At 67.3% G+C, this 24,020-nt stretch carries 14 protein-coding genes and 3 pseudogenes; 6 read left to right on the top strand and 11 right to left on the bottom strand.

Annotated features, from left to right (window positions below; genetic code table 11):
* Positions 1–7 precede the first annotated feature (7 nt).
* A complete protein-coding gene (locus K9S39_RS05060; RefSeq protein ID WP_248862164.1) occupies positions 8–1,033 on the top strand; it encodes a hypothetical protein in 1,026 nt (341 codons plus the stop codon).
* 176 nt (positions 1,034–1,209) lie between these two features.
* On the opposite strand, the pseudogene K9S39_RS05055 reads toward K9S39_RS05060, so the two are convergent.
* From K9S39_RS05055 to gyrB, 5 genes and pseudogenes are all read right to left on the bottom strand, one after another.
* Positions 1,210–1,716, bottom strand: a pseudogene (locus K9S39_RS05055) (dienelactone hydrolase family protein); the annotation flags it as partial.
* Positions 1,717–2,103: 387 nt separating this feature from the next.
* Positions 2,104–2,895, bottom strand: a complete 792-nt coding sequence (locus K9S39_RS05045) for an alpha/beta hydrolase family protein (RefSeq protein WP_248861270.1) — start codon at positions 2,893–2,895, stop codon at positions 2,104–2,106.
* A 122-nt stretch (positions 2,896–3,017) separates the two neighbouring features.
* A pseudogene (locus K9S39_RS05040) lies at positions 3,018–3,155 on the bottom strand (glutamate synthase); the annotation flags it as partial.
* Positions 3,156–3,496: 341 nt separating this feature from the next.
* A complete protein-coding gene (locus tag K9S39_RS05035) occupies positions 3,497–5,611 on the bottom strand; it encodes a DNA gyrase/topoisomerase IV subunit B (RefSeq protein ID WP_248862163.1) in 2,115 nt (704 codons plus the stop codon).
* Between the two features lie 91 nt (positions 5,612–5,702).
* Positions 5,703–7,754: a DNA topoisomerase (ATP-hydrolyzing) subunit B gene (gene gyrB, locus K9S39_RS05030; RefSeq protein ID WP_283112281.1), complete on the bottom strand. Its 2,052-nt coding sequence runs from the start codon at positions 7,752–7,754 to the stop codon at positions 5,703–5,705.
* Positions 7,755–8,211: 457 nt separating this feature from the next.
* On the opposite strand from gyrB, the gene K9S39_RS41985 reads away from it, so the two are divergent.
* The gene (locus tag K9S39_RS41985; protein WP_283112280.1) at positions 8,212–8,334 is read left to right on the top strand and encodes a hypothetical protein; all 123 of its coding nucleotides are present in this window, start codon (positions 8,212–8,214) and stop codon (positions 8,332–8,334) included.
* A 288-nt stretch (positions 8,335–8,622) separates the two neighbouring features.
* On the top strand, positions 8,623–8,724 hold the full coding sequence (locus K9S39_RS05025; protein WP_248862162.1) for a type IV toxin-antitoxin system AbiEi family antitoxin domain-containing protein: 102 nt from the start codon (positions 8,623–8,625) through the stop codon (positions 8,722–8,724).
* A gap of 76 nt (positions 8,725–8,800) precedes the next feature.
* Here the strand turns inward: K9S39_RS05025 and K9S39_RS05020 are convergent, their stop codons facing one another.
* Entirely contained in the window at positions 8,801–9,193 is a 393-nt protein-coding gene (locus tag K9S39_RS05020; RefSeq protein ID WP_248862161.1) for a transposase, read from the bottom strand.
* Between the two features lie 175 nt (positions 9,194–9,368).
* Between K9S39_RS05020 and K9S39_RS05015 the strand changes: the two genes are divergently transcribed.
* Both K9S39_RS05015 and ltrA read left to right on the top strand, forming a co-directional pair.
* Positions 9,369–11,048: an ISAzo13 family transposase gene (locus tag K9S39_RS05015; protein WP_248862160.1), complete on the top strand. Its 1,680-nt coding sequence runs from the start codon at positions 9,369–9,371 to the stop codon at positions 11,046–11,048.
* A 611-nt stretch (positions 11,049–11,659) separates the two neighbouring features.
* On the top strand, positions 11,660–12,922 hold the full coding sequence (gene ltrA, locus K9S39_RS05010; protein ID WP_248862159.1) for a group II intron reverse transcriptase/maturase: 1,263 nt from the start codon (positions 11,660–11,662) through the stop codon (positions 12,920–12,922).
* A 992-nt stretch (positions 12,923–13,914) separates the two neighbouring features.
* Here ltrA and K9S39_RS05005 read toward each other — a convergent pair.
* The 4 genes from K9S39_RS05005 to K9S39_RS04990 form a co-directional block, all read right to left on the bottom strand.
* A complete protein-coding gene (locus K9S39_RS05005; protein WP_248862158.1) occupies positions 13,915–15,138 on the bottom strand; it encodes an MFS transporter in 1,224 nt (407 codons plus the stop codon).
* Between the two features lie 116 nt (positions 15,139–15,254).
* Entirely contained in the window at positions 15,255–15,995 is a 741-nt protein-coding gene (locus tag K9S39_RS05000; RefSeq protein WP_248862156.1) for a maleate cis-trans isomerase family protein, read from the bottom strand.
* Between the two features lie 73 nt (positions 15,996–16,068).
* The gene (gene pptA / locus K9S39_RS04995; RefSeq protein WP_248862155.1) at positions 16,069–16,293 is read right to left on the bottom strand and encodes a tautomerase PptA; all 225 of its coding nucleotides are present in this window, start codon (positions 16,291–16,293) and stop codon (positions 16,069–16,071) included.
* Positions 16,294–16,410: 117 nt separating this feature from the next.
* Complete coding sequence (locus K9S39_RS04990) at positions 16,411–20,217, bottom strand: amino acid adenylation domain-containing protein (RefSeq protein WP_248862154.1); 3,807 nt, start codon at positions 20,215–20,217, stop codon at positions 16,411–16,413.
* A 552-nt stretch (positions 20,218–20,769) separates the two neighbouring features.
* Between K9S39_RS04990 and K9S39_RS04985 the strand changes: the two genes are divergently transcribed.
* The gene (locus tag K9S39_RS04985) at positions 20,770–21,450 is read left to right on the top strand and encodes a FadR/GntR family transcriptional regulator (RefSeq protein WP_248862153.1); all 681 of its coding nucleotides are present in this window, start codon (positions 20,770–20,772) and stop codon (positions 21,448–21,450) included.
* Between the two features lie 718 nt (positions 21,451–22,168).
* Here the strand turns inward: K9S39_RS04985 and K9S39_RS43305 are convergent.
* Positions 22,169–23,601: pseudogene (locus K9S39_RS43305) on the bottom strand (IS701 family transposase).
* Between the last annotated feature and the right edge of the window lie 419 nt (positions 23,602–24,020).

Genomic DNA, 24,020 nt, shown 5'->3' with positions numbered 1-24,020 from the left:
GGGCGCCATGACCGCTTTGACCCGACACCGCGCCCACCGCGCCCTGGCTCCCGCTCCACGGCGGGGCGTCGGCGCGGCGCTGCGGGCGACGGCCGTTGTCGCCTGCCTCCCGTACCTCTCCCTCAAGATCGCCTGGTTCGCGGGCAGCCGCATCGGCATCCCTGAGGGCAGCGCGCTGCGCCAGGACGGCAATTCCCTGATGGCGATCAATGCGCTCACCGTGCTCATGGACGGCGTGGTGATCCTGCTGGCGTTCCTGCTCACCCGGCCATGGGGGCAGAGGGTTCCGGCCTGGTTGCTGGCGGTGCCGATGTGGTGCGCGTCCGGGCTGCTGGCGCCGATCATCGTGGCGTTTCCCGTCCAGACAGTGGCCGCCGCGCTGCACGGACACACGGTGACTGATGGTGGCGCCGATGCGCTCTTGGACTCCTGGGTGTGGAGCGTCGTCTATGGCGGCTTTATCGTGCAGGCCCTGGCGCTGGCCACCTTCTTCGTGCGGTACGCCAGGGAGCGCTGGAGGCATCTGTGGCGCGGCCGGATCGGGGCGCTGCCGCCCTCGCCGACCCGGTCCGCGCGTCGGCTGATCGCGGGCGTGGCAAGCACGCTGGCCCTGTTCGCGGGCGCGATGCATCTGGTGTGGGCGACCGGCGGCACATTCGGTCTGAGCCCCGCGCGGGCCGCCTCCCAGGACTTCAACGCCCGTGTGAACGACGCTTCATACGTCCTGTTCGCCGTGCTCACCATCGCCGGCATCCTGCTGCTCGCCCACGGTCGTGGGCGCCGCCTCCCGGTGCTGGTGGCGCTGACCGCCGCCTGGACCGGCGCCGGCGCACTGGCCTGCTGGGGCGGCTGGATGACGCTGACTACGCTGCCCGTCCCGGCCGGGGACCCGAGGCTGCCCGCGCCGTTGATGAGCCTGACCTACTCTGTGCAGATGATCACCGGGATAGTGGTGGCCGCCGCTGGGGCCCACTTCTTCGCCGAGCGCGAGACGCAGCACCGGGCCGAGCACGAGGCCGCGCGGTGCGACTGAGGGCGCGGGTGCCCCGGAGCGGATTGCGGCGTTCGCCTGGTTGTGCGCGCTCACCATCGTCTTCCGGATCGTACCGATCCGGTCGACGGCTGTCGCCCGGGTACCGTTGGGAGTCCGATCGACGAGACGGGGAATTGGCGGGGGCGTCCTCGGCCCTAGCGTCACGCAGCCTTGGCCGGGTCTTCCGACCCGACCCCGGCCCACACCGGGCAGCGAATGCGCGCCGCCTCGCCCGGTCGCCCCGTGGTCAGTGCGTTGACTGTCCCGATCGCGCGCAGGTTGACGCCGCCGCGCCCGAGTTCCAGCCCGACGGCGCCCCCGGTGCCGTAGCCGACGGTGGCGATCCGGTCGGGGTCAGTCCGGGGCTCGGTGCGCAGCACGTCGAGCGCCGCATGGCCGATGCCCCGCATCCGGTCGGGATCAGCGAGCAGTGGCATGTAACGGGCCAGCATCTCCTCGGGGTCGCCCAAATAGCGCCCGCCGTGAAGGTCGAAGGCCAGCGCTACGTATCCCAGCTCGGCGAGAGCATCGGCCCGGCGGCGCTCGACGTCGCTGAGCCCCATGCCCTCTGGTCCGAGCAGCACCGCGGGTCGGCGGTCGACACCGGCCGGGAGCGCGAGGTGCCCGATCATCGTCAGACCGTCGGCCGGATACTCGACCGTACGCGTCGTAATCGTCGTCATGAGACTGGACTGTAGTGATCGTCGAGCCCGGTCCGGCCGGTGTTCTGCCGCTGGCAGAACAGCGCGGGTATCCCTCTGAAATACGGCGAGGGCCCCGGCGCTCAGGGCTTCAAGATCATCCCGTTGGACTTCTCTTACCCTGAAATCGCCGAGTGGGCCGACTACTTCCTCCACACGCGAGCAACCGACGCAGACGCTCTCGAAGCCTTTGCCCCTCGGGACGGACGCAGCCACGCACCGTGACATCGTGCGCCCATCAATGGCCGCACACCCCAGAATTCCGACTACTCGATCAACGACTCATACCAGTATCAACCCCCGTGACCACCCACCGCTGGGAAGACCGCCCCACCCGCGACCCTGACCCCGTACCTGTCCGAGCGAGCACTAAACCACCTGAGATGTCTCTCCTGCGGGCCGTGACCCGTGGATGTACTGGTCGGCCCAGGCGCTGATGATGTGGGCGGCTCGCTGTGCTTGTCCTCGGACGGTCAGGAGATGGTCTGCTCCTTCGAGTGAGACGAAGCTTCGCGGGTGTCGTGCCTCGCGGAAGATCTCTCCGGCGTTGTCGATGTCGACGGTGTTGTCGGTCGGCGAATGCAGGACGAGTAGCGGCAGGTCCAACTCGCCGATCCGATCCCGCAGGTGAGCACGGCGGACGTCTTCGACGAAGGCGCGCTTGAGGACCAGGGTCCTCCCGCCGACGAACCACTCGTGCGACCCTTCACTGAGCACGCGATCCACGATCGCGTCGTACTGTCGCTCGACGTGGCTGGGATCGACCGGCGCTCCGATCGTGGCGACCGCGCGGACGCCGGTTGCCTCAGCCGCCGCGGCGAGGACGGCGGCGCCTCCCCATGAGTGCCCCACCAGCAGGTCTGCCGGAGTCCCTCGTTCCGCCATCATGGCTGCGGCACGGATCGTGTCCTGGACCTTGACGGTGAAGGAACCGTCCCCCCAGTCGCCGTCGGAGTCCCCGATTCCGAGGTTGTCGAAGCGCAGCATTCCGATCCCCTCGCGTGCCAACTGCTTGCTGACACGCGACGCGGCCGGCGAGCCCTTGCCGAGCGTGAATCCGTGCACGAAGATCCCCCAGCCGCGGATCTCGCCGTCCGGCAGGTCGATCGCTCCGGCCAGTTCGGGGCCGACGACGCTCGAAAATCTCACTTTTTCGCTCATGTTGTGATCACCTAGGCAGGGACTGTTCGTGGAGCAGGGAAGACAAGGGTGCCACCAGCCGGCGCCACGCGCGCGCTCCGGGCAGGGGAGCAGCGAGCGCGGTGCCTGCCGTGATCGGCGCGTCAGGCGGGCGGCTTCTGGTCGGAGGACTGCTCAGTGGTGAGCAGTGCGGTGATCTCCTCGGCGAGGTGCGGGCCGAGTTCGCCCCAGCCGTCCTTGTAGCCGTAGACGCCGGCCAGGGTGCGGGCCTCGTAGTCGCCGCATCACGGATGTCAAACGCAGCAGCACAGCTCACGAAATGACCTTCGCGAACACGATGAACTGAGACACAGCCTCAAGTCCGAACCCGACGGGCACGATGAACTGAGACACCGGCCCCGATCCGTCTCACCGCACGATGCGCCATGCCTGCTCAGAGCACTGATCGAGAGCTTGATCCAATGAGACGGGTCAACTCCCGCCGGCCATTCTCGATCTTGCTCCGGGAAAGGCTCGTTTCTGACGGTAGCTGGGCGTCGAGCCGTGGCCTCCGCTCGGCTTGAAGGGAAGCAGCTATCGACTTCCGACCGCCCGTCCGAATCTGGCGGTCCGGAGTGGGGGCTCAGGTGTCGATGCGGGAGCGGTCCAGGGTGGCCGCGGAGCTGGTGATGAACTCCTTGCGCGGGGCCACCTCGTTGCCCATGAGGAGGTCGAAGACCTGCTCGGCGCCGTCGAGGTCGCCGATGTTGATCCGGCGCAGGGTGCGGAAGCGGGGGTCCATGGTGGTCTCCGCCAGCTGGTCCGCGTCCATCTCGCCCAGGCCCTTGTAGCGCTGGATCGAGTCCTTGTAGCGGATGTTCTTGCGCTGGTACTCGAGCAGCGTCTGGCGCAGCTCGTTGTCGGAGTACGTGTAGACGTACTTGTTCTGGCCCTTCTTGGGCTGGAGCAGCTCGATCCGGTGCAGCGGCGGCACGGCCGCGAAGACCCGGCCGGCCTCGACCATCGGGCGCATGTACCGCTGGAAGAGGGTGAGCAGCAGGCAGCGGATGTGCGCGCCGTCCACGTCGGCGTCGACGAGCAGAACGATCTTGCCGTAGCGGGCGGCGTCGAGGTCGAAGGTCCGGCCCGAGCCGGCTCCTATGACCTGGATGATCGCGCCGCACTCGGTGTTCTTGAGCATCTCCGAGACCGACGACTTCTGGACGTTGAGGATCTTGCCGCGGATCGGCAGCAGCGCCTGGAACTCGGAGTTCCGGCCGAGCTTGGCGGTACCGAGCGCCGAGTCGCCCTCGACGATGAAGAGCTCGCTGCGCTCCACGTCGTCGCTGCGGCAGTCGGCCAGCTTCGCGGGCAGCGAGGAGGACTCCAGCGCCGTCTTGCGGCGCTGCGCCTCCTTGTGCTGACGGGCCGCGATCCGGGTGCGGGCGGCCGCGACGATCTTCTCCATCACGGCGCGGGCCTGCTGCTTGTCGTCCCGCTTGGTGGAGGTCAGGAAGGCCTTGAGCTCCTTGGCGACCACGGCGGCGACGATCCGGGCGGCCGCGGAGGTGCCGAGCACCTCCTTGGTCTGGCCCTCGAACTGCGGCTCGGCGAGGCGGACGGTGACGACGGCGGTCATGCCCTCCATCGCGTCGTCCTTGACGACGTCGTCCTCGGCCACGCGCAGGAGCTTCGCGGAGCGCAGGACCTCGTTCACGGTCTTGGTGACCGAGCGCTCGAAGCCGGAGATGTGGGTGCCGCCCTTGGGGGTGGCGATGATGTTCACGAACGACTTCACGTTCGTCTCGTAGCCCGTGCCCCAGCGCAGGGCGATGTCCACGCCGAGCTCACGGGTGACCTCGGTGGGCGTCATGTGGCCGCGGTCGTCGAGGACCGGGACGGTCTCCTTGAAGGTTCCCGTGCCCGTCAGGCGCAGGACGTCACAGGCCGCCTTGTCCTGGGCCAGGTACTCGCAGAACTCGCTGATGCCCCCGTCGAAGCGGAAGGTCTCCTCGGTCTTGCCCGCCCCTTCGAGAGCGCGCTCGTCGCGGACCACGATGGTCAGGCCGGGGACGAGGAAGGCCGTCTGGCGGGCTCGCTGGTACAGCGTGTCCAGCGTGAGCTTGGCGTCCTTGAGGAAGATCTGCCGGTCCGCCCAGTAACGCGTGCGGTTGCCCGTGCCCTTCGCGTTGCGGCTCCTCGCCTTCCGCTTGCGCAGCCCTCCGCCCGGGGTGAAGTCGGCGTCCTCACCGAGTCCGGAGTAATGGCCGGGCACCCCGCGGCGGAAGCCGATCGCGTAGGTGTGGCCGGCTCTGTCCACTTCGATGTCGAGGCGGGCGGAGAGGGCGTTGACCACGGAGGCGCCGACGCCGTGCAGGCCGCCGGAGGCCGCGTACGACCCACCGCCGAACTTGCCTCCGGCGTGCAGCTTGGTCATGACGACCTCGACGCCGGACAGGCCGGTCTTGGGCTCGACGTCCACCGGGATGCCGCGGCCGTTGTCCCGGACCTCGACCGAGGCGTCCTCGTGGAGGATCACCTCGATGTGGTCGCAGTACCCGCCCAGGGCCTCGTCGACGGAATTGTCGATGATCTCCCAGAGGCAGTGCATCAGGCCACGGCTGTCGGTGGAGCCGATATACATGCCGGGGCGCTTGCGGGCGGCCTCCAGTCCTTCGAGGACGAGCAGGTGCCGCGCGGTGTAGTCGGAGCCGTCTCCGGCCGGAGGGCGGGGACGGGCGGAAGGCGGAGTGCTCACGCATTCGCTCCAAGTACAGAGGATGGGTGGGTGACGCGGCCGGGCCCCGCGGACGCGGGCCCCGTACCGGGAGGGTGCAACTGCCGCCGGCTCAGATGTCGAGGAAGCGGACGTCCTTGGCGTTGCGCTGGATGAAGGAGCGTCGGGCTTCGACGTCCTCACCCATCAGCACCGAGAACAGGTCGTCGGCCTGCGCGGCGTCGTCCAGGGTGACCTGGCCGAGCACGCGGTGGTCCACGTCCATGGTGGTGATGCGCAGTTCCTCGGCGTTCATCTCGCCCAAGCCCTTGAAGCGCTGGATGGTGTCGTCGCGCAGGCGCTTGCCGCTGCCGGTTCCGCGCGTGACGAGTGCGTCGCGCTCGCGGTCGGAGTAGGCGTACTCGAAGTCGTCACGACCCCACTTGATCTTGTACAGCGGCGGACGCGACAGGTACACGTAACCGGCCTCGACCAGCGGCCGCATGAAGCGGAACAGGAAGGTCAGCAGCAGGGTGTTGATGTGCTGGCCGTCGACGTCGGCGTCCGCCATCAGGATGATCTTGTGATAGCGGAGCTTCTCGATGTCGAAGTCCTCGTGCACACCGGTACCGAAGGCGCTGATCAGCGCCTGGACCTCGGTGTTCTGCAGGATCTTGTCGATCCGCGCCTTCTCGACGTTCAGGATCTTGCCTCGGATCGGCAGGATCGCCTGGTACTGCGGATTACGACCGGACTTCGCCGAACCACCGGCGGAGTCACCCTCGACGATGAAGATCTCGCACTTCGTCGGGTCGTTCGACTGGCAGTCCGACAGCTTGCCCGGCAGCGAGGCACTCTCCAGCAGCCCCTTACGACGCGTCAGGTCACGCGCCTTGCGGGCCGCGACGCGCGCCGTGGCCGCCTGGATCGACTTGCGGATGATGTCCGCGGCCTCGTTCGGGTTCCGGTCGAACCAGTCGTTGAGGTGCTCGTGCACGACCTTCTGCACGAAGGTCTTCGCCTCCGTGTTGCCCAGCTTGGTCTTCGTCTGACCCTCGAACTGCGGCTCACCCAGCTTCACCGAGATGATCGCCGTCAAACCCTCACGGATGTCCTCACCCGCGAGGTTGTCGTCCTTCTCGCGCAGGAACTTCTTCTCCCGCGCGTAGCGGTTGACCAGACCCGTCATCGCCGCGCGGAAGCCCTCTTCGTGGGTACCGCCCTCGTGCGTGTGGATCGTGTTCGCGAAGGAGTACACGCTGTCGGAGAACTGGATGTTCCACTGCATCGCGACTTCTACCGACAGCAGGCGCGCGGTGTCCTCCGCCTCCAGCGAGATGATCGACGGGTGGACCGGCTCGCCCTTGCGCACGTTCAGGTGCTTCACGAAGTCGACGATGCCGCCCTCGTAGAAGTACGTGACCGTCCGCGCGGCCGGCTCGGACACGTCCGCGTCCGGGTCGTCGGCGCCCACCGTGGCCTTCGCGGATTCACGCTCGTCGGTCAGCGTCAGGGTCAGGCCCTTGTTGAGGAAGGCCATCTCCTGGAAGCGGCGCGACAGCGTCTCGAAGGAGTACTCGGTGGTCTCGAAGATGTCGCCGTCGGCCCAGAACGTCAGCGAGGTGCCAGTCTCGGAGGTCTCCTCGTGCTGCTTGAGCGCGGTGGTCGGCACGCCCTTCTCGTACTCCTGGCTCCAGCGGTGCCCGCCGTAGCGCACCTCCGCTTCCACCCGCGTCGACAGGGCGTTGACCACCGACATGCCCACGCCGTGCAGACCGCCGGAGACGGCGTAGCCGCCGCCGCCGAACTTGCCGCCCGCGTGCAGCACCGTCAGTACGACCTCCAGGGCCGGCTTGCCCTCGGACGGCACGATGTCCACCGGGATGCCACGCCCGTTGTCGACGACCTTGACCCCGCCGTCGGCCAGGATCGTCACGTCGATGCGGTCCGCGTGCCCCGCGAGGGCCTCGTCGACCGAGTTGTCGACGATCTCGTAGACCAGGTGGTGCAGACCGCGCTCGCCGGTCGAGCCGATGTACATGCCAGGCCGCTTGCGGACCGCCTCCAGGCCCTCCAGGACCTGGATCTGGCTGGCGGTGTAGGACGTGTCCCCCACGTTGCCCGTGGTGGGCGCGGGTGCGGTGGCGTCGGCCGAAAGGTCGGAGGGAATGCCGGGATCGGTCACAGGGGCGCTCTCTTTTCTGGCACGACAAACCGCGCTCCCACCCAGTGGGGCGGGAGCGGCATGACGTCGGACGGAGGTCGGCGCAGGGGCCCCGCCGACCGGCCAGGCCCTGTTCCGCAAGGTTCACCATAGAACCGAGAATCAGGTTTAGCATACCCGACGCGAGTGCTAAATGCAGGGCCACAAGTCCTCTATATGGCTCCGTGGTGGCCAGTCAGGGGTACAGGTGATCCCCCCTACGTGTGGGGCATTAAAGCGGCTCAGATCGCCGTGTAGGGATTTTCTCGTCCGGTGTCGCGGTCCGCTGAAAAAAGGGACCCGGGCACGGCCCGGAATTGCTCCGTAGGGCCCCTCGAAGCCGCCTACGGAGACATGAGACATCCACCTCAAGGTCATCTACCCGCCGTCCCGGCTGGAGGCGCCCACAGCGCTTTGCCGCCGATTCGTGGGCGGCGGCGTGAAGGGCATCGAGCACGTCGCGGTGACGGTAAAGGAAGGTGTGATCGACACCGGCGGCGCGGGCGATGATCGAGCCTTCTCAGCCACCTTTGGCGCGTACCTCTCACTGGGTGTTCTGTGATGCTTCGTCGGGTTTCAGCTTGAGGCGGTGCCCGGGGTGGCCGGGGCCACCTGTGCGAGGCGAACAGGCCGGGTTCGGGCTCGATGAGGATGTCGCGGCCGGCCAGTCGTTTCAGCTTGGCGCGGATGCTCTCGGTGTGCCGCGGCTCGGTGCCGATGCCCAGGATCTCTCAGACCTCCTTCGCGCGGAGCCCGTGCCCGGGCATTGTCACTGCTCCAGGAAGACCCCACCCGCCTCTGGCAACCCCGCGACATCGCGGCTCACTTCGGCGACGTCACCCTGGAAACCATGTACAGACAACTGAACCGCTGGGCCGCCAGCGGACTCATCCACAAGCTCGGCCCCGGCCTCTACGCCGCCACAACATGGTCACCAACTCCCCTTGCGTGACCTACAGAAACGCTAACGGGCTGCCCCGCGATTGATGTTGGGGTGTGTTGGCCTGGCGATTCGGCTGATGCGTGATTCAGCAGGCCGCCGGGCGGACGGGCACGAGTTCGGTGCTTGGCTTGTGCCGGGTGGGCCTGCGGGCGGCGCGGTCAGAGACCAGCCCGGCGACGGCGCGGTGGGTTTCGCCGTAGGTCTCGCGGCGTCCGGTGTACCGCTGAAGCGGACGCCACTGGCGGTGCTCGGCGTTCGCGTGTTCGACACAGATGCGACGCGAGGACTGGCGGCGCTTCATCTCGCGCCAGCCATACCGTTCGGTCAACGGCGCGTCGTCATCCGCCCCCTTCGGTTTCTTCGGCGGGGCGAAGACCTGGCCGGGGAACTCGATGGCCAGACCCCGATAGCCGTCGTCGACCTCTGCTTTGACCGTGGGGTGCCGACGGAACTGCTCGGCGATGCCCTCGGTGCGCACCGATCGCCCCCACAGACCACTGCCTCGCCACCCTGGACGACCTCGCAGACCTCGCCGCTCGCCTCGGCATCACCCCAACACCAGAGATCAAGACGGCGAGTTAATAACCGACAAGCCCTAAGGGACCGTAAAGAATCAACATGCTGCTTCCCGGTGTTCCTGTCGTTGGTGTGGTATGCGCATACCGAGCGAGGTTCGTGACCAACTTTCCCTGAGATTCGGCGTGTTGTTCCCTCATCTGAATGAGCGGCAGCAGCGGCTGGCGCTGGCTACCGAGGCCCGGCTGCTGGGGCACGGTGGGGTCCGGGCCGTCGCTTGTGCCGCGGGGGTGAGCGAGACGACGGTGCGGAAAGGAGTCTTCGAGCTGGAGGGTGGTGAGGACCCACTGCCCGATGGCCGGGTGCGCCGCGACGGCGGCGGTCGCAAGAGCGCCGAGGAGCTTGACCGTCTGCTCGTTCCGGCTCTGCTGGCGCTGGTGGAGCCGGATGAGCGGGGCGATCCGATGTCGCCGCTGCGGTGGACGACCAAGTCGCTGCGGTGTCTGGCCGGGGAGCTGACTCGGCAGGGCCATGCTGTGTCGGCGCCGACCGTGGGCCGGCTGCTGCGGGAGAACGGTTTCAGCCTGCAGGCCAACGCGAAGACCCTGGAGGGAGCCCAGCACCCGAATCGGGATGCGCAGTTCCGGTATATCAACGACCAGGTCAGGGACCATCAGGCGGGCGGCGAGCCGGTGGTCAGCGTGGATACGAAAAAGAAGGAAGTCGTCGGCCAGTTCAAGAACGCGGGCCGCGAGTGGCGGCCGACGGGCCGGCCGGTGCGGGTCGGTACCCATGACTTCCCCGATCAGGAGCTCGGCAGGGCCGCCCCGTACGGGATCTACGACATCACTTCGAACACCGGCTGGGTCAGCGTCGGCTGTGACCACGACACCGCTGCCTTCGCGGTCGAGTCGATCCGCCGCTGGTGGAACGGGCGAGGACGCCTCGACTACCCCGGCGCTACCCGGCTGCTGATCATCGCCGACGCCGGTGGCTCCAACGGCTACCGCACCCGGGCCTGGAAGACCGAACTCGCGGCCTTCGCCGCCGAGACGGGCCTGGCCGTCACTGTCTGTCACATGCCTCCGGGCACGTCGAAATGGAACAAGGTGGAGCACCGGCTGTTCTCCGCGATCACGATGAACTGGCGCGGCCGTCCGCTGACCAGCTATGAGGTCGTCGTGCAGAGCATCGCCGCGACCACCACACGCACCGGGCTCACCGTCCACGCCGAACTGGACCCCGGCCGCTACCCCACCGGTGTGAAGGTCAGCGACGCCGAGATGAACGCGGTGCCGCTGACCGGCCACGCCTTCCACGGGGAGTGGAACTACACCGTGCACCCCCGCCTCACCGAGCCGGCGAGCCTCAGCGGGCCGACCGTCGGCCTCGACCGTGGGGCCCTGTCGCACCCCGCCCTGACGGGCATGACCAGCACCACACTGACCGAGCTGACCACGGCCCTGGCCGCCCCCTGGCAGGCACTGCACACCCCGGACCACACCACCCGACGCGACGGCGGCACACGTCGCCGGGCCCCGGGAGGCGGCCGCAAAGCCAAACTGAACCTGGCCGACCGCGTCCTGGCTACCGCGCTGCAGCAACACCTCGCCCTGCCGCCCACCGCGCTCGCCCGCCTGTTCACCGTCAGCAAGGACACCATCCGCGAGGCCACCGGCGAGATCAGACAGCTGATGGTCCAGCACGGGCACTCCCTCGGGCCCGCAGCGGCGCACCTGAGCACCCTCACCGGCCTCCTCGTCTACGCCACGGCGCACGGCGTCACTCTCACGCCACAAGCAAAACCCACACCTTGATTCTTTACGGTCCCTAACTACCCGGCCTTGTTGTGTCCTGAACGCGAAAGGAAGAACCATGTAGGAACTCTTCTTGTAGCGATGCTGTACGAAGGATGAGGGTTTGGCCCTTCAAATTCACCCTGCGGGGGGAGGATTTAAACCACCTCATGCTGCGCTAGCTGAAGACTGCCGTGGTGAACGATGAGGAAAAGGCGTCCGTTGAGGCGTCAGGTGGGGATCGGGAAGGCGAACGCAAGTGAATCGCTGCTGACGTGTCGAAAAGTAGAGTTGACATCAGAACCGGGGTGTCAAGGCAGTCCCGGGATGAGTCTGGCGGGTGCCCGTTTACTGGCCAGGCGGTGTCCGGCATACAGGCGACGCGAGCCCGGTCTGCGGCCTTCGTATGGAACAGGAGAAGGCGGGCTTGGATACGTCTCTGCTGGTGAGCGGGGAGAGAGGGAGCGTCCCGGGCGGTCCGAAGCCGTGAGGGACTGAGTACCGACGCCAGGCACGCCGGCGGACCGGCTCGTAGTAGTGACGAAACCCCTGTAATGGGGGCGGAGCGAAGGGGCCGGGTCGTTTGTGACTGTGTTTATTCGATCAACCGGGCGTTACCCGGGAGGAGTCGCGTGAACGAGTTGAAAGCATCAGACAAGCCGTTCAATATTTCCAAGCAGTCCGTCTGGGAGGCGTACGAGAAAGTCAGGTCGAACAAAGGCGCGGCGGGAGTGGATGCGGTGTCGATAGAAGGGTTCGAGAAGGATCTGAAGAACAATCTGTACCGGATCTGGAATCGTCTCTCCTCCGGCACCTATTTTCCGCCCCCGGTGCGTGCGGTGGAGATCCCCAAGAAAGGGGGCGTCCGGATTCTGGGCGTGCCCACGATCGGGGATCGTATCGCCCAGACGGTGGTCGCCGGGGTGCTGGAGGCGAAGGCCGAGCCGGTCTTTCATCCGGACTCCTACGGCTATCGTCCCGGGCGGTCGGCGATCGATGCTGTGGGCCGGTGCCGAGAGCGCTGCTGGAAGGCGGACTGGGTCATCGACCTGGACATCCGCGCGTTCTTCGACAGCGTTCCGTGGGACCTGATCCTCAAGGCGGTCGCCGCCCACACTGATCCGTCCCAGTCCTGGGTCCTGCTGTATGTGCGGCGATGGCTTGCCGCACCGCTGCAACTGCCCGACGGGACGCAGCGCGAGCGGACCCGGGGGACGCCCCAGGGCTCCTCGGTGTCGCCGGTTCTCGCCAACCTCTTCCTCCACTACGCCTTCGATGCCTGGATGGTGCGGAACTTCCCCGCCATCGGGTTCGAGCGGTACGTGGATGACGCGGTGGTCCACTGCGTCAGCGAACGCCAGGCATGCTTCGTGCTTGCGGCGATCGGGAAGCGGATGGCCGAGGTAGGGCTTGAACTGCACCCGGAGAAAACGCGGATCGTGTACTGCCAGGATGCCAACCGGCGTGCCTCGTACGAGCACACCGAGTTCACGTTCCTGGGGTTCACCTTCCGCAGCCGCTCCGCGGTCCGCCGGGACGGCCAGATGTTCCGGGCGTTCCTCCCCGCCATCAGCGGGGAAGCCCTGCGCAGGATCAGTGCCGAGGTGCGGTCCTGGCGGCTGCATCACCGCACCAGCCTGACTGAAGCGGACCTGACACGGTTCATCAACCCGATCATTCGGGGGTGGATGGCGTATTACGGGGCCTTCTACCAGTCGGCTCTGTATCCCCTCCTGGAACGCATCAACGCCTACGTGATGCGGTGGATGCGCAAGAAGTTCAAACGGCTGCGGGGCAGGAAGAAAGCCCAGACGGCGTGGAACCAGGCCGTCGCACGACGCCCCTGGTTCTTCGCCCACTGGGCCTGGACCACCCACGCCCCCCGCGTCTGGTGACCAGAACGACAAGAGCCGTATGACGAGAGATCGTCACGTACGGATCTGTGAGGGCCGAGGGGTGAAAATCCCCTCGGCTACTCGGCGGTGAAGCCCCGGCCCTCTTGGAGTTCCTGCTCGATGCCTACAGTCAGCTTCACACGCAGCAACCCGCCACTGCCCAACCCGCAGCTGCCTCCGCGACGGAGGCCGCGCGCCGCGCCGACCACGCCCGATCGCGAGGCGGATCCCGACCCGCGACCCCTGGAGCACCGATATGAACCCCCACGCCGCACACCGACAACAGAGCAGGTCAAAGCCCTGACACCGCAGCGAAGCACGCCTCGAACGCACACAATCTTCACATGAACCCGACACGAACCCCCACGGCCTCGCTCGGAAGGAAGTCCAGGTCAGCACGCTGCTCTGCCGAGAGTCACGTATCCGAACTTCGAGCGCCCGGTCGAATCCTTATGCAAATCGCCTGGTCAGCGCACTGACCAGGCGATTTTGGGGTGAGTGTCCGAGGGGTGAGTTGGACCAATACCCCACGGATCACGACACTCACCGCCGAATTGGAGCTGGCCTCGTCGTAGTCGCAGTTTGGATCCCCGGCAAGAGCCGCAAACGAGAGAGCTGGAAAATGGCCTGTCAGGCGCAGCGAGCGGTGGTCGACGACCAGTACCAGTGACGGCTGATCCCCACCCAAGCGTATCCGCGCCTCTCCCGCGCCTATACAGTCGCCGACGGCTACCTGGCCGACCACAGCGCCCCGAAGGTTTCGCTGTCCGACCTGCCAGGTGAGCCGGTGACCTTGCCGGCCACCACCCTCACGCTGGTCGCCGAGTGGTGCCACCGCCGAGATCATGTGGAACGTCCCGGCCGAAGTGCTACTGCGCGGATCAGCGCAGAGCACTGCTCGGGTAACCCGACTCTCCCAGGTCGCCCCCCGCCATGAGCGGCCCGGGAGATCTCCGGTCGACGGGGCCCCGGCCGGGCCGGACCACGATGCGTCAGCTCCTCACCATACGAGGGCCGGGCTTGAAGCCGTGCCGGCGCGCGGCTGCGACGACGGCGAAGGCCAGAACGGCGAAGCCCAGCAAGACCCAGGGGATGGACCCGGCCCCGGCGGATTCCAGGAGCAGGCCGCCGACCATGCCGCCGCCCGCGACGGCGAGATTGAAGACGGTGACGAACATCGACTGAGCGACATCGGCACCGTCCCCGGCGGCGTCACCTATCGCGGTCTGCAGGAGCGTGGGCGCGCCACCGAACGTCAGGCCCCAGGCGACGATCCCGGCGAAGACCAGCGGCAGCAGGTGGCCGGCAATGCCGAGCAGCAGGGCGGCCAGGGCGAACCCGGCGAGGCTGGCGAGCGTGACCGTGCGCAGCAGGCGGTCAACCAGCAGGCCGGTCAGCCAGATGCCCGCGATGGAGGACGCGCCGAAGACGAGAAGCGCGACGTCGACGCGGCTGCCGAGTCCGGCGTGCGCCAGGAAGGGGGCGACGTAGGTGTAGAGGATGTTGTGCGCCAGGATCCACAGGAAGAGCACGGCCAGCACCGGGCGGATGCCCGGGGCGACGAAGATCTTCCGGATGGGCTGGCGGTCCTCTGCGGTCTGGCCGGGGAAGTCGGGCACCAGCGTGCGGATCCAGATCATCAGCAGCAGCGCCACCGCGGACATGATCCAGAAGACTCCGCGCCAGTCGAAGAGGGACCCGAGCCAGGTGCCCAGCGGCACCCCGAGGGTAAGAGCGATCGGTTGGCCGACGCCGACGATGGCCAGGGCTCGGCCCTGCAGGTGCTCGGGCACCAGGCGCCGTCCGTACCCGGCGAGCAGGCCCCAGATGACCCCGGAGGCCATGCCCGCGACGAAGCGGGCCAGGAGGGTGAGGCCATAGCTGCTCGACAACGCCGTGACGGTGTTGAAGACGAGCAGTCCGCCGACGGCGAATAGCAGCAGTGGCCGCCGGTTCATGCCGCGGGTGGCGGCGATGACGGGAACCGCGGCCACCACGGAACCGATGGCGTACAGCGTGACGAGCTGTCCCGCCAGCCCTTCGGAGATGCCGAGCCCGTGCCCGATCTGCGGGAGCAGCCCCGCGGGCATCGTCTCGGTCATGATGGCCAGGAAGCCGGCCGTGGTGAACGCCAGCAGCCTCACCACCGGGATCCGGTCCTCTTCCGGAGCCCGCTGCGGATCAAGCGCAGCTTTTTCGCTGCCAGTAGTACTCACGGAGGTTCTCCAGTTTCGTGGTCACGGCCGGGGCAGGGGCACCGTCCGCTGCCCCTGCCCCGGCATCCTCCGCCCCACGGTTAAATCTCTCCGGAGGGGCGGAGGCTGAAGGGTGCTCAGTGCTCGGTCAGCAGCGAGCCGAATCCGGGCACACGGTCGGTGATTCCGTTCTGCCGCAGCGCATGCCAGTAGAGCACTGTGTTGTTGGTAATGACCGGCTTGCCGGTCCATTCCTCGGCCGTGGCTGCGACACGCGCCATAGCCACATTGGTGCCGATCTGGACGATGGCCTCGACGTCCCGGCTGTCGATTTCCTTCACGGTGTGCCGGAGTTCGGCCTCGGAGACATGGGAAATCTTCTCCGGGCTGCTGCACCCGAGCCCCTGGACCTTCACCACGTCGTAGCCGCTGTCGGTGAAGAACCGGGTCACCGTGTCGTCGCCCACGGGCAGGTACGGGGTGATGACGGCGATCCGGCGGGCCCCGTAGCAAGCCAGGGCGGTGTTGACGGCGTCCGGGCTCATGGAGACCGGGATACCGTCGGCGGCCTCCTTCATCGATGCCAGAACACCGGCGTGCGAGTCCGGACCGTCCCAGTAGATCTCGGGCGAGAAGCCGATGACGACGCAGTCGGGCTTGCAGGGGACGATGCTGCCGATCGCCTTGTGGGTCGATTCCCGGTAGCTGTCGACCAGGTTGTCGATGCTCGCCGTGAGAGAGGTGTCCGCGGTCGGCATCCGCCCGGTGTGGTTGGTCACGCCGACGGGCCGCATGGCCTCCATTTCCGGCTGTGCCGAGGTGTTGGTCGCGGGAACGACCACGCCGACCTTCAGACGGGGGCCGAGGGAGTCGGTCATGGGATTCTCCTTGGGAAAGTTGACGGGTCTGCCCAGCCGGAGTGCCAGGACCGGCTGGGGGCTGGTGTGCAGCTCAGTAGTTCGGCTCTTTGATCAGCAGGTCCTGGCGCCCGGTGATCTCTGGAACGACGACCGCGTCGCTCCAGGCAGACTGGGGCACCGGCTCCAGCGCAATCGAGACGGCACCGTCAGGGACGTCGAAATGCCGGATGACAACGTCGGCGAGCGCCTCGGACAGCCGCTGCTTCTGCTCCTCGGTGAAATCCTTGGGGAAGTGCTTGATGTTGATGTGCGGCACGGTGTTTCAAACCTTTCGTTTTCGTGCTTGGTTGTGCGGAGCGGACGGCCGGCACCGCACCGGTACGGCGTAATGCCGGCCGCCCACCGTGTCCCGCACAGGCGGATTCCAGCGGATTCAGCGGCCGAGGCGGGTGCGGATGGCGGACACCAGCTCGCCGACGCCGCCTTCCCGCAGCACGCTGTAGTGGCCGCCCTTCAGGTCGATCACGGTCGGCGGGAGTGCGGAGTAGCCGGAGCTGCCCTCGATGAACGAGTAGTCGTCGCCCACCGCCTTGAAGAGGGTGACCGGCGCTGCCAGGCTGCGTTCGGCCAGCTCGCGGAAGGCGTACTCGAATTCATAGGTTCCGGCAACGATCCGCGTGATCCTGCGGACCAGTTGCTCATCCAGAACTGGGTTCATGTCGCAGATGAACGCGACAAAACTCGCTTCGTCCTGCACCGTTTCCAGGCACCGGTCCAGGTCCTGCCCGCTGATGGTGCCGGCGAAAACAGAGAAGAGGACCGTCAGGTATGCCGGGTTGCGGTACGAGGACTCACGTCCGTAGCGGGTGCCGTCGGCCGTCCGGACCTTCGGGTTTCCGGGGCATATCAGGAAGAGGTTCGCCACCTTTTCGCCGACCTGTTCCAGCTGCCAGGCCGCCTCGAAGGCGACTCGGGCGCCGAAGGAATAGCCCCACAGTGTGTACGGCCCTTCGGGCTGGATCCGCCGGATCTCGGCCAGGTCTGCGGCGGCCATGTCCCGGATGGTGGGGAACGGCTCTTCGCCGGCGTTGAGGCCGTGGGCCTGTATTCCGTAGATCGGCCGGTCTATGTCCACGCGGGACGCCAGGAGCTGGAGGTTCATGGGGTAGCCGCCCAGACCGGGCCAGCAGAAGACGGGTGACTCGAATCCCTTGGCGTGCAGCCGTATCAGTCGTGACGTTTCTTCAGTGCCGTTGCCGTCGATGCGGCGGGCGAGCTGCCCGACCGTCGGAGCCTCGAAGAGCACCTGCACCGGGAGCCGCGTGCCGAAGCGTCGGCTGATGCGATTGACCAGCGTCACCGCGGTCAGCGAATTGCCACCGGATTCAAAGAAGTTGTCCTCGGTGGACACCGGCTCGTACTTCAGGGCCGCCGCCCACATCTCTGCCAGGGCCTGCTCCGTCCCGGTGCGTGGCGGAACGAAGGCGCGGCTCTCCAGCCCCTTGGTGATCTGGTCGAGAGTGGCGAGCTTCTTGGTATCGATCTTGCCGTTGGCGGTCTGCGGCAGCGCGTCCAGGACCACGACCTTGTTCGGCAGCATGTAGTCGGGCAGGTAGTTGATCAGGTCGTCCCTGATCATCTCGGTTGGGCCCTTCATGTGGACGACATCCTCGCCCATGCCCTCGCTCGCCTGCTGCTCGGCGCTGACCCGGCCGCCGACGAAGAAGTACGAGGCTCCGGTCGGCAGGGAGCAGGCGGTGAGAATGTCGTCGATGCGTCGCGCAGCGGGCAGCGGGTTGCCGGTCTTGGAGCTGTAACCGGAGGACATGAAGCCGAAGTCCAACCCGTTGGCCTGCAAGTGGTGCAGCTTTCTGCCGAGCACGACGTAGGCCAGCCAGGGCTCGGCAGCCCGGCTGACGGCGCTGATGCCGATGCTGGAGCGTTCGTAGACCGCCTGGTTGATGGCGATGACGTGCTTCTTCTGCACCAGCTCGTCGGAGATCCTCTCCAGGTCGCCCCAGGCGTAGCGGTACTGGCCGGCCGGCAGGTCCGCCACCTTGCCGGGGTGGGCCTGCACATAGATCTCGGTGGGGTCGTCCGCCAGTCGGCCGTCGTACTGCCGGATGTCGAAGGTACCCAGGTAGTAGTCCTCGTCGGCCACATCGAACAGCGGCTTGAGCTCCGGCCGGTACCCGTCCGGGTGGATGGCCAGGCCGTGGGCGGGCAGGACCTGTTCGAACAGGCCGACCATGTGCCCGGTCTCGAATTCCAGGACCTCGAGGAGGTTGTTCTTGTAGACCGGCTCGATGGCCCGCTTCTTGCCGATGAAGTGGGCCTTCAGCCGGACCGGCCCCTCCTCCCCGAGGGTGCGGATCAGGGTGAGTTGGTGGGTGAGGGGGTTGTGGTAGTAGATGCCGGGCTGCAGACCGGCGACGCCTGCGACCTCCAGGTACAGCTGCGTGGCGTACAGGGCACCGGGCGAGGCGTAGACATACTTCGGCAGCAGCCGCTCCTCACTCTGGAACTGGCCGAAGTTGCGTAGCAGCGTGCCGAGTTCGTCCAGCGTCACGTCTTGCAGCGGACGGGACCGGAAGCAGCCGGCGTTGTGGTCCAGCAGCTTCAGGATGTCGGCGCGGCTGACCTCTCCGCCCTCGTAGAAGCGGTAGGTCTTGCGGGCGAAGGCCGTGCGGCGCTGTTCCGCGCTGGGGACCTTGCCGGGCAGGTCGAGGTGGGCCCGGCCGTCGAGCTCGTGCGGCTCACGCAGACCGGGGTTGGACAGCTGCGCCTTGACCTGGAGCTTGCTGGCCTTGGACTGGTGGTGGGAGCCGTGGTTGCCCTGGTCCATCAGAGCGGCTTCCTTGGGGTTGAACTCCACAGCGGCGATCAGATTCTGGAAGCCGGTGCGCGGCTCGTCCTTGACGATGACCGCGGCCCGCTTGACCCAGGAGTGGTTCTCGATGGTGCGGGCGATCTCGTCCAGTTCGACGCGGTAGCCGCGCAGCTTGATCTGGCTGTCGGCCCGGCCGGCGAAGTGGACCGTGCCGTCGGGGTCCTGGGAGACCAGGTCGCCCGTCTTGTACAGGCGTACGGGCTCGGCTCCGGGGGCCGGGGAGAGGGCGCGGAAGCGTTCCGCGGTCAGGTCGGGGCGGTGTAGATAGCCGCGGGCCAGCTGGGCGCCCGAGATGTAGAGCTCACCGGTCTCGCCGGGCGGAACAGGCTGGCGGTTCTCGTCTAGGACGTGGTACCCGGTCCGGTCCACCGGGTGGCCGATGGGAATGACGGCCGGTTCGCCGTCCAGGGTGGCCGGGTCGACGGTGTAGGCGGAGGAGTTGATCGTGCACTCGGTGGGCCCGTACAGGTTCACCAGCCGCGCGGTGGGCAGTGCGGCGAGTAACTCGGCGGCCAGGGAGCGGGTTAATGCCTCACCGCCGCTGAAGACGTGGGTAAGGCTCGTGCAGCCCGCGAGCCGCTCCGTGTCGACGAGGGCCTGTAACAGCGTCGGCACGCACTGGAGGGTGGTCACCCCGTACCCGGCGATGGTGTCGATCAGCCCCTCGGGGTCACGGAAAACGCCTGGAGCGCCCATCACGACGTGGGCGCCGCAGGCCGCGGCGAGGATCTCCCACTGCGCCGCGTCGAAGCTCATCGGAGTCTTCTGCAGGATGACGCTGCCGGCGTCCAGGTGCCCGGAGGCGGCCAGCCAGTGCAGCTGGGCGACGACGCTCCGGTGCTCAACCATCACGCCTTTCGGCTTGCCGGTGCTGCCGGAGGTGTAGATGACGTAGGCGAGGCTGTCCGGCTGCGGGCCCACAGGAGCGTTGGCGGGCGCCTGGTCGGCGGCCTCGTCGACAGTGACGATGCGGGTGCCCGTCGGGGCCAGCCGGCGCAGGCGGCCGGCGAGATGCGCCTGGCACAGGATGACCTGGCACCGGGCGTCTTCGATGATGTAGCGCAGGCGCTCCTCAGGGTAGTCCGGAGACAGCGGCAGATAGGCGCTGCCGGCGGTGAGGATGCCCCACACGCTGACGACGAGGTCGAGGGACGGGTCGGCGAAGACGCCTACGCAGCCGTCCTGCTGCACACCGAGCCCGTGGAGGCAGCCTGCTATGCGCGTGCTCTGGTCGGTGAGCTCCCGGTAGGTGAGGCTGTCGTTGCCGCAGGTGACGGCGGCTGCGTCGGGCTGGGCGGCAGCCTGTGTCCGGAGAAGCTCGGGCAGAGTGGCGAGGTTGTCGGCTGGCACGAACGTTCTCCCCCGTATTTCGATGGATCGCTGTGGAACGGATTTCACGCTTGTTGCCTTTGGTGCCCAACAGGGCGGTTTCGCCGCCTACTTGGGCAATGCTTTCTTCACTGCCGGGCGGGGTCTCGATACATGACGTCGGCACCCGTGAACGGCGGTGAGCGCGAACGGGGGCAAAAATTACTCAAAGGTGACACCTACTACAAACATGATCAATCTGCGTGTTCGCGACCGTAGACAGCAAGTTGATGTCGTGTCAATTCATTCGATATGTCACCCGACTATGGATTTTTCCGGTGTGACCAGCCATGAGGCGGGCAAGCGGACATAGCGAATCGCCTCATTCACCGATGAGCGCAACAGTGGCCGGGATGCGGCCGCCTTCACCCCATCCCCTGCAACTGACAGCCGAGCCTGGGGGCTTGGGTGCGACGATCCACTTCGCCCCACTTCACTTCACTTCCAGACTTGTATGATGAATGATGACTGGTGATTACTGTACTGCCGGTAGGGTGGGTGACAGCAAAGGGAGGAAGGGGGCGCAAGGTGCGGATGATCGGCCGAAGGTCCTCGGTGGAGGAGGTCGTCTCCCAGCTCAGCGAGGCGCTGGTGAAGGGGAGATGGGCGGTGGGTGACCGGCTGCCCACCGAGCACCGGCTCACCGAGGAGCTGGGGGTGAGCCGCACCGTGGTACGCGAGGCGGTACGCGCCCTGGTCCATCTGGGCGTGCTGGAAACCCGCCAGGGTGCGGGCACTTATGTGGTCTCCACCGCAGACCCCGCCCCGCTGCTCCGCCGGCTCGGGATGGCCGACGTACGCGAGATCTTCGAGATCCAGCTCGGCTTCGACGTCCAGGCGGCCCGCCTCGCCGCCGCCCGGCGCACCGACGCCGATGTGCAGCGGCTGCGCACTCTGCTGGCCGCCCGAAACCGCGCCACCGCCCCAGAGGAGTTCGCTGCCGCCGACGCTGCGTACCACCTGGCCGTGGTCGAGGCGGCGGGTAACAGCGTGCTGCTGGAGTGCTACCGGTTCTTCTTCGGGTGGCTCCGCGACGGCCTGTACGCGCTGCGCAGCCAGGACGTGGTCCAGGAGAGCGGTGCCGGCCCACACCAGGAGCTGCTAGCGGCGATCGAGGCCAGTGACGCGGCGGCCGCCGCAGCGGCCGCCGCAGCGGCCATCCACCCCAGCCTCGACGCCCTCACCCCGCCGGAGGACTGCCGCGCCGGTCTCTAGGGCGCGTTTCTGAAGTCGATCACGGTTTGAGATCCTTTTCATGTGTGTCGTGGTGATGTGACTGCCGCTCAGTGAGGGCGTCCGGAGCCATTGCTTCCGAAGACGAAGAAGCCGGGGAGGCCACCGAAGTGGACGAAGCGCCGGCTCATCGACGGGATACGGTGGCGCACGCGGGCCGGGGTGCCGTGACGGGATTCGCCCGAGCGGTTCGGCACCTGGCAGACGGGGTACGGGCTGTTCCGCCGCTGGCAGCGGGACGGGACATGGAAGCGGTTCCTGGCGGACCTGCAGCCGACGCGGATACCAAGGGCCCGATCACCTGGGAGGTGTCGGTGGACTCCACCGTCCGCCCGTAGCGCTTCAAAATCGCTTCACCACTGTTGTCTTCGGACAACGCGCCCGACCAATGGTCGGGCATGATCAGTCCTCGTACTGGTACGGATGATCTACCTGTTCGCCACGCGGATCTTCGCGTGACTCACCCTGCTGACCCGATCTACCACGGCGAAGAACGCGGAGATACTGATCCTGCGGCACGAAGTCGCGGTGCTGCCTGATCACCCACCTCAACGACCGCCGACCCACACCCGTCGACCACATCCTTCACTGGACACACTGGCGCCGAAAGCGACAACACCAGGCCCGCATCAGTCACTACACACGACGCGGACACAGCCCATAGAACTGCCCGGCCATCAACACAAACACCGTTGCAGTACTAGCGGTGGTTTGTTAGACCGGGCGGTAGAGATCGAGTGGTCTGCCTGCGCCGAGGGCGTTGATGAGGGACTGGAGTGCGGTGGGAGGGGGTTTCGTTGACCATGCCCGCCAGTAGCGTTGCAGCGTGGCCCAGGGCGTCAGCCAGCCACGGACGGCCCGGATGGCGTGGGGCCAGCAGGCCGGCTGGGGCTGGTGGGGCGGTGGGGTGCCCCCTCTCTGGCCGGCCAGGAGCCGGCTCCTCCTCATGGGCGACGGGTGGGGGTGGGGTGAACCAGGTGTCCCAGCAGAAGCTGAACGGGCAGGTGACGAGGGTCTGGTGGCGGCGGATGGCGACATCGGAGCGGACCTGGAAGTCAGCCCATCCGAGCTCGTCCTTGACCTGCTTGTAGCTCTGCTCGACCCAGTGCCGCAGTCCGTAGATCCGCACGACTTCGGTGAGGTCGGCGGCCGGGTGACGGCTGCCGCTCTCGCGTGTCGATCCTGGCCGGGGCAGGTTGGTGGCCAGGTACCAGGTGGACTGCGCGGGCAGTGTGGCCGGGTCGGTGGTGGCGATCACCAGCCGGGTGGTGCTGTCCGGGCCCCACCAGCCCAGCTGCGCGTCGGCGGCCCACCACCTGGTGGTGTGTCCGTCGCGGAAGGTGCGCGTGACCGTGCTCCAGTGGCCGGGGTCGTCCGGACCGCCCCAGGCCAGGTCGCGGGCGGCGTCGACGGGCGTGTACGCCTCGTCGCCGTAGGCCCAGGCTCCCCGCCGGGGTTTGAGCGCCATCACGAACGGCAGCCCTGCGGCCGACAGTTCACCGCGGAAGGCGTCCTGGTCGCCGTAGGCACAGTCGGCGGCCACTGCCCGTAAGGAGACTCCTGACTCCTTCGCTTTGCGGGCCAGGTCGGCTCCGATCTGGAGTTTCGTGCGGAAACCGGGGTCGTCCCCTTCGGGAAGTGGTGGGCGGGGGTGTAGGGCACGGCGTGCAGGGGGTAGTAGACGCGTTCGTCCGCCCAGCAGGTGGTCACGGTGACGACGCCGCGGTCGATTTTCCCGACCGAGCCCAGGTACTGCTTGCCGACGTGCGCGGTCGCACTCCCGTCCTTGCGGTCACCGGAGTCGTCGACGACCAGCACCCCGCCCGAGTGCGTGGCCGTGGCTGGATCGGCCAGCAGCAGCTCCACACGGCGGGCGTTGACCTTCTCGTGGTCCCAGGTCGACTCGGACAGGAAGAACTGCAGCCGCTGGACCGCCCGGTGCTGGGCACCGGCCACCGGCTCCGTACCGGCCAGGCAGGTCAGCGTCTTGTTCCGGTCCCTCGGCAGCAGCAGTCCAGCGAGGTACTCGCGGAACCCCCGGCGCTGTGCCAACGTGGAAAACAGGTCATCGAAGCGGGCGGCATAGGCTTCCAACGGCCCTGGCGCGGGCGGACACGGCACACGCTTGGTCATCACAACCCCCCCGGACAGTGGGCGGAGTTCCCACCAACTGGCCTACTACCGGCCCGAACCGCCGTCAACAAACCACCGCTAGTTACTGCTGTCGTTCGGCCCTTGCGCGAGGGCACGTGCCGTTCGGTACCTCAGATCGGCCTGCCGGTGCCACAGCCTGCCTACCAAAGCGACGGCAGCGACTCCGACGACAGCTGCCACGGTCGACGGCCACCCGGTCAGGGACTCTTTGGTGATCGCTCCTACGCAGACGGCCACAGCGACCGAGCCCGCAAAGAACAACCCACCGTTTGGCGGATGCGGTTCACTCCGCTTCATCGCAACACCACCTTGCGACCGCTCCGGAGCTACGCCAGCACGCCCCGCCTAATGGCGTGCCAGGCCGGCGTAGCTACCGATGCGTAGTGCTTATCGGCGGG

Origin of the sequence: Streptomyces halobius, assembly GCF_023277745.1 — a bacterium.
GTDB classification, from domain to species: Bacteria; Actinomycetota; Actinomycetes; order Streptomycetales; family Streptomycetaceae; genus Streptomyces; species Streptomyces halobius.
This window is presented reverse-complemented; position numbering and strand designations above follow the sequence as displayed.

Coding starts and splice junctions, on each gene's coding strand:
- K9S39_RS05060 (WP_248862164.1), top strand. CDS start 8: ATGACCGCTTTGACCCGACACCGCGCCCACCGCGCCCTGGCTCCCGCT.
- K9S39_RS05045 (WP_248861270.1), bottom strand. CDS start 2,895: ATGAGCGAAAAAGTGAGATTTTCGAGCGTCGTCGGCCCCGAACTGGCC.
- K9S39_RS05025 (WP_248862162.1), top strand. CDS start 8,623: ATGTACAGACAACTGAACCGCTGGGCCGCCAGCGGACTCATCCACAAG.
- K9S39_RS05015 (WP_248862160.1), top strand. CDS start 9,369: ATGCGCATACCGAGCGAGGTTCGTGACCAACTTTCCCTGAGATTCGGC.
- K9S39_RS04985 (WP_248862153.1), top strand. CDS start 20,770: ATGATCGGCCGAAGGTCCTCGGTGGAGGAGGTCGTCTCCCAGCTCAGC.
- K9S39_RS05000 (WP_248862156.1), bottom strand. CDS start 15,995: ATGACCGACTCCCTCGGCCCCCGTCTGAAGGTCGGCGTGGTCGTTCCC.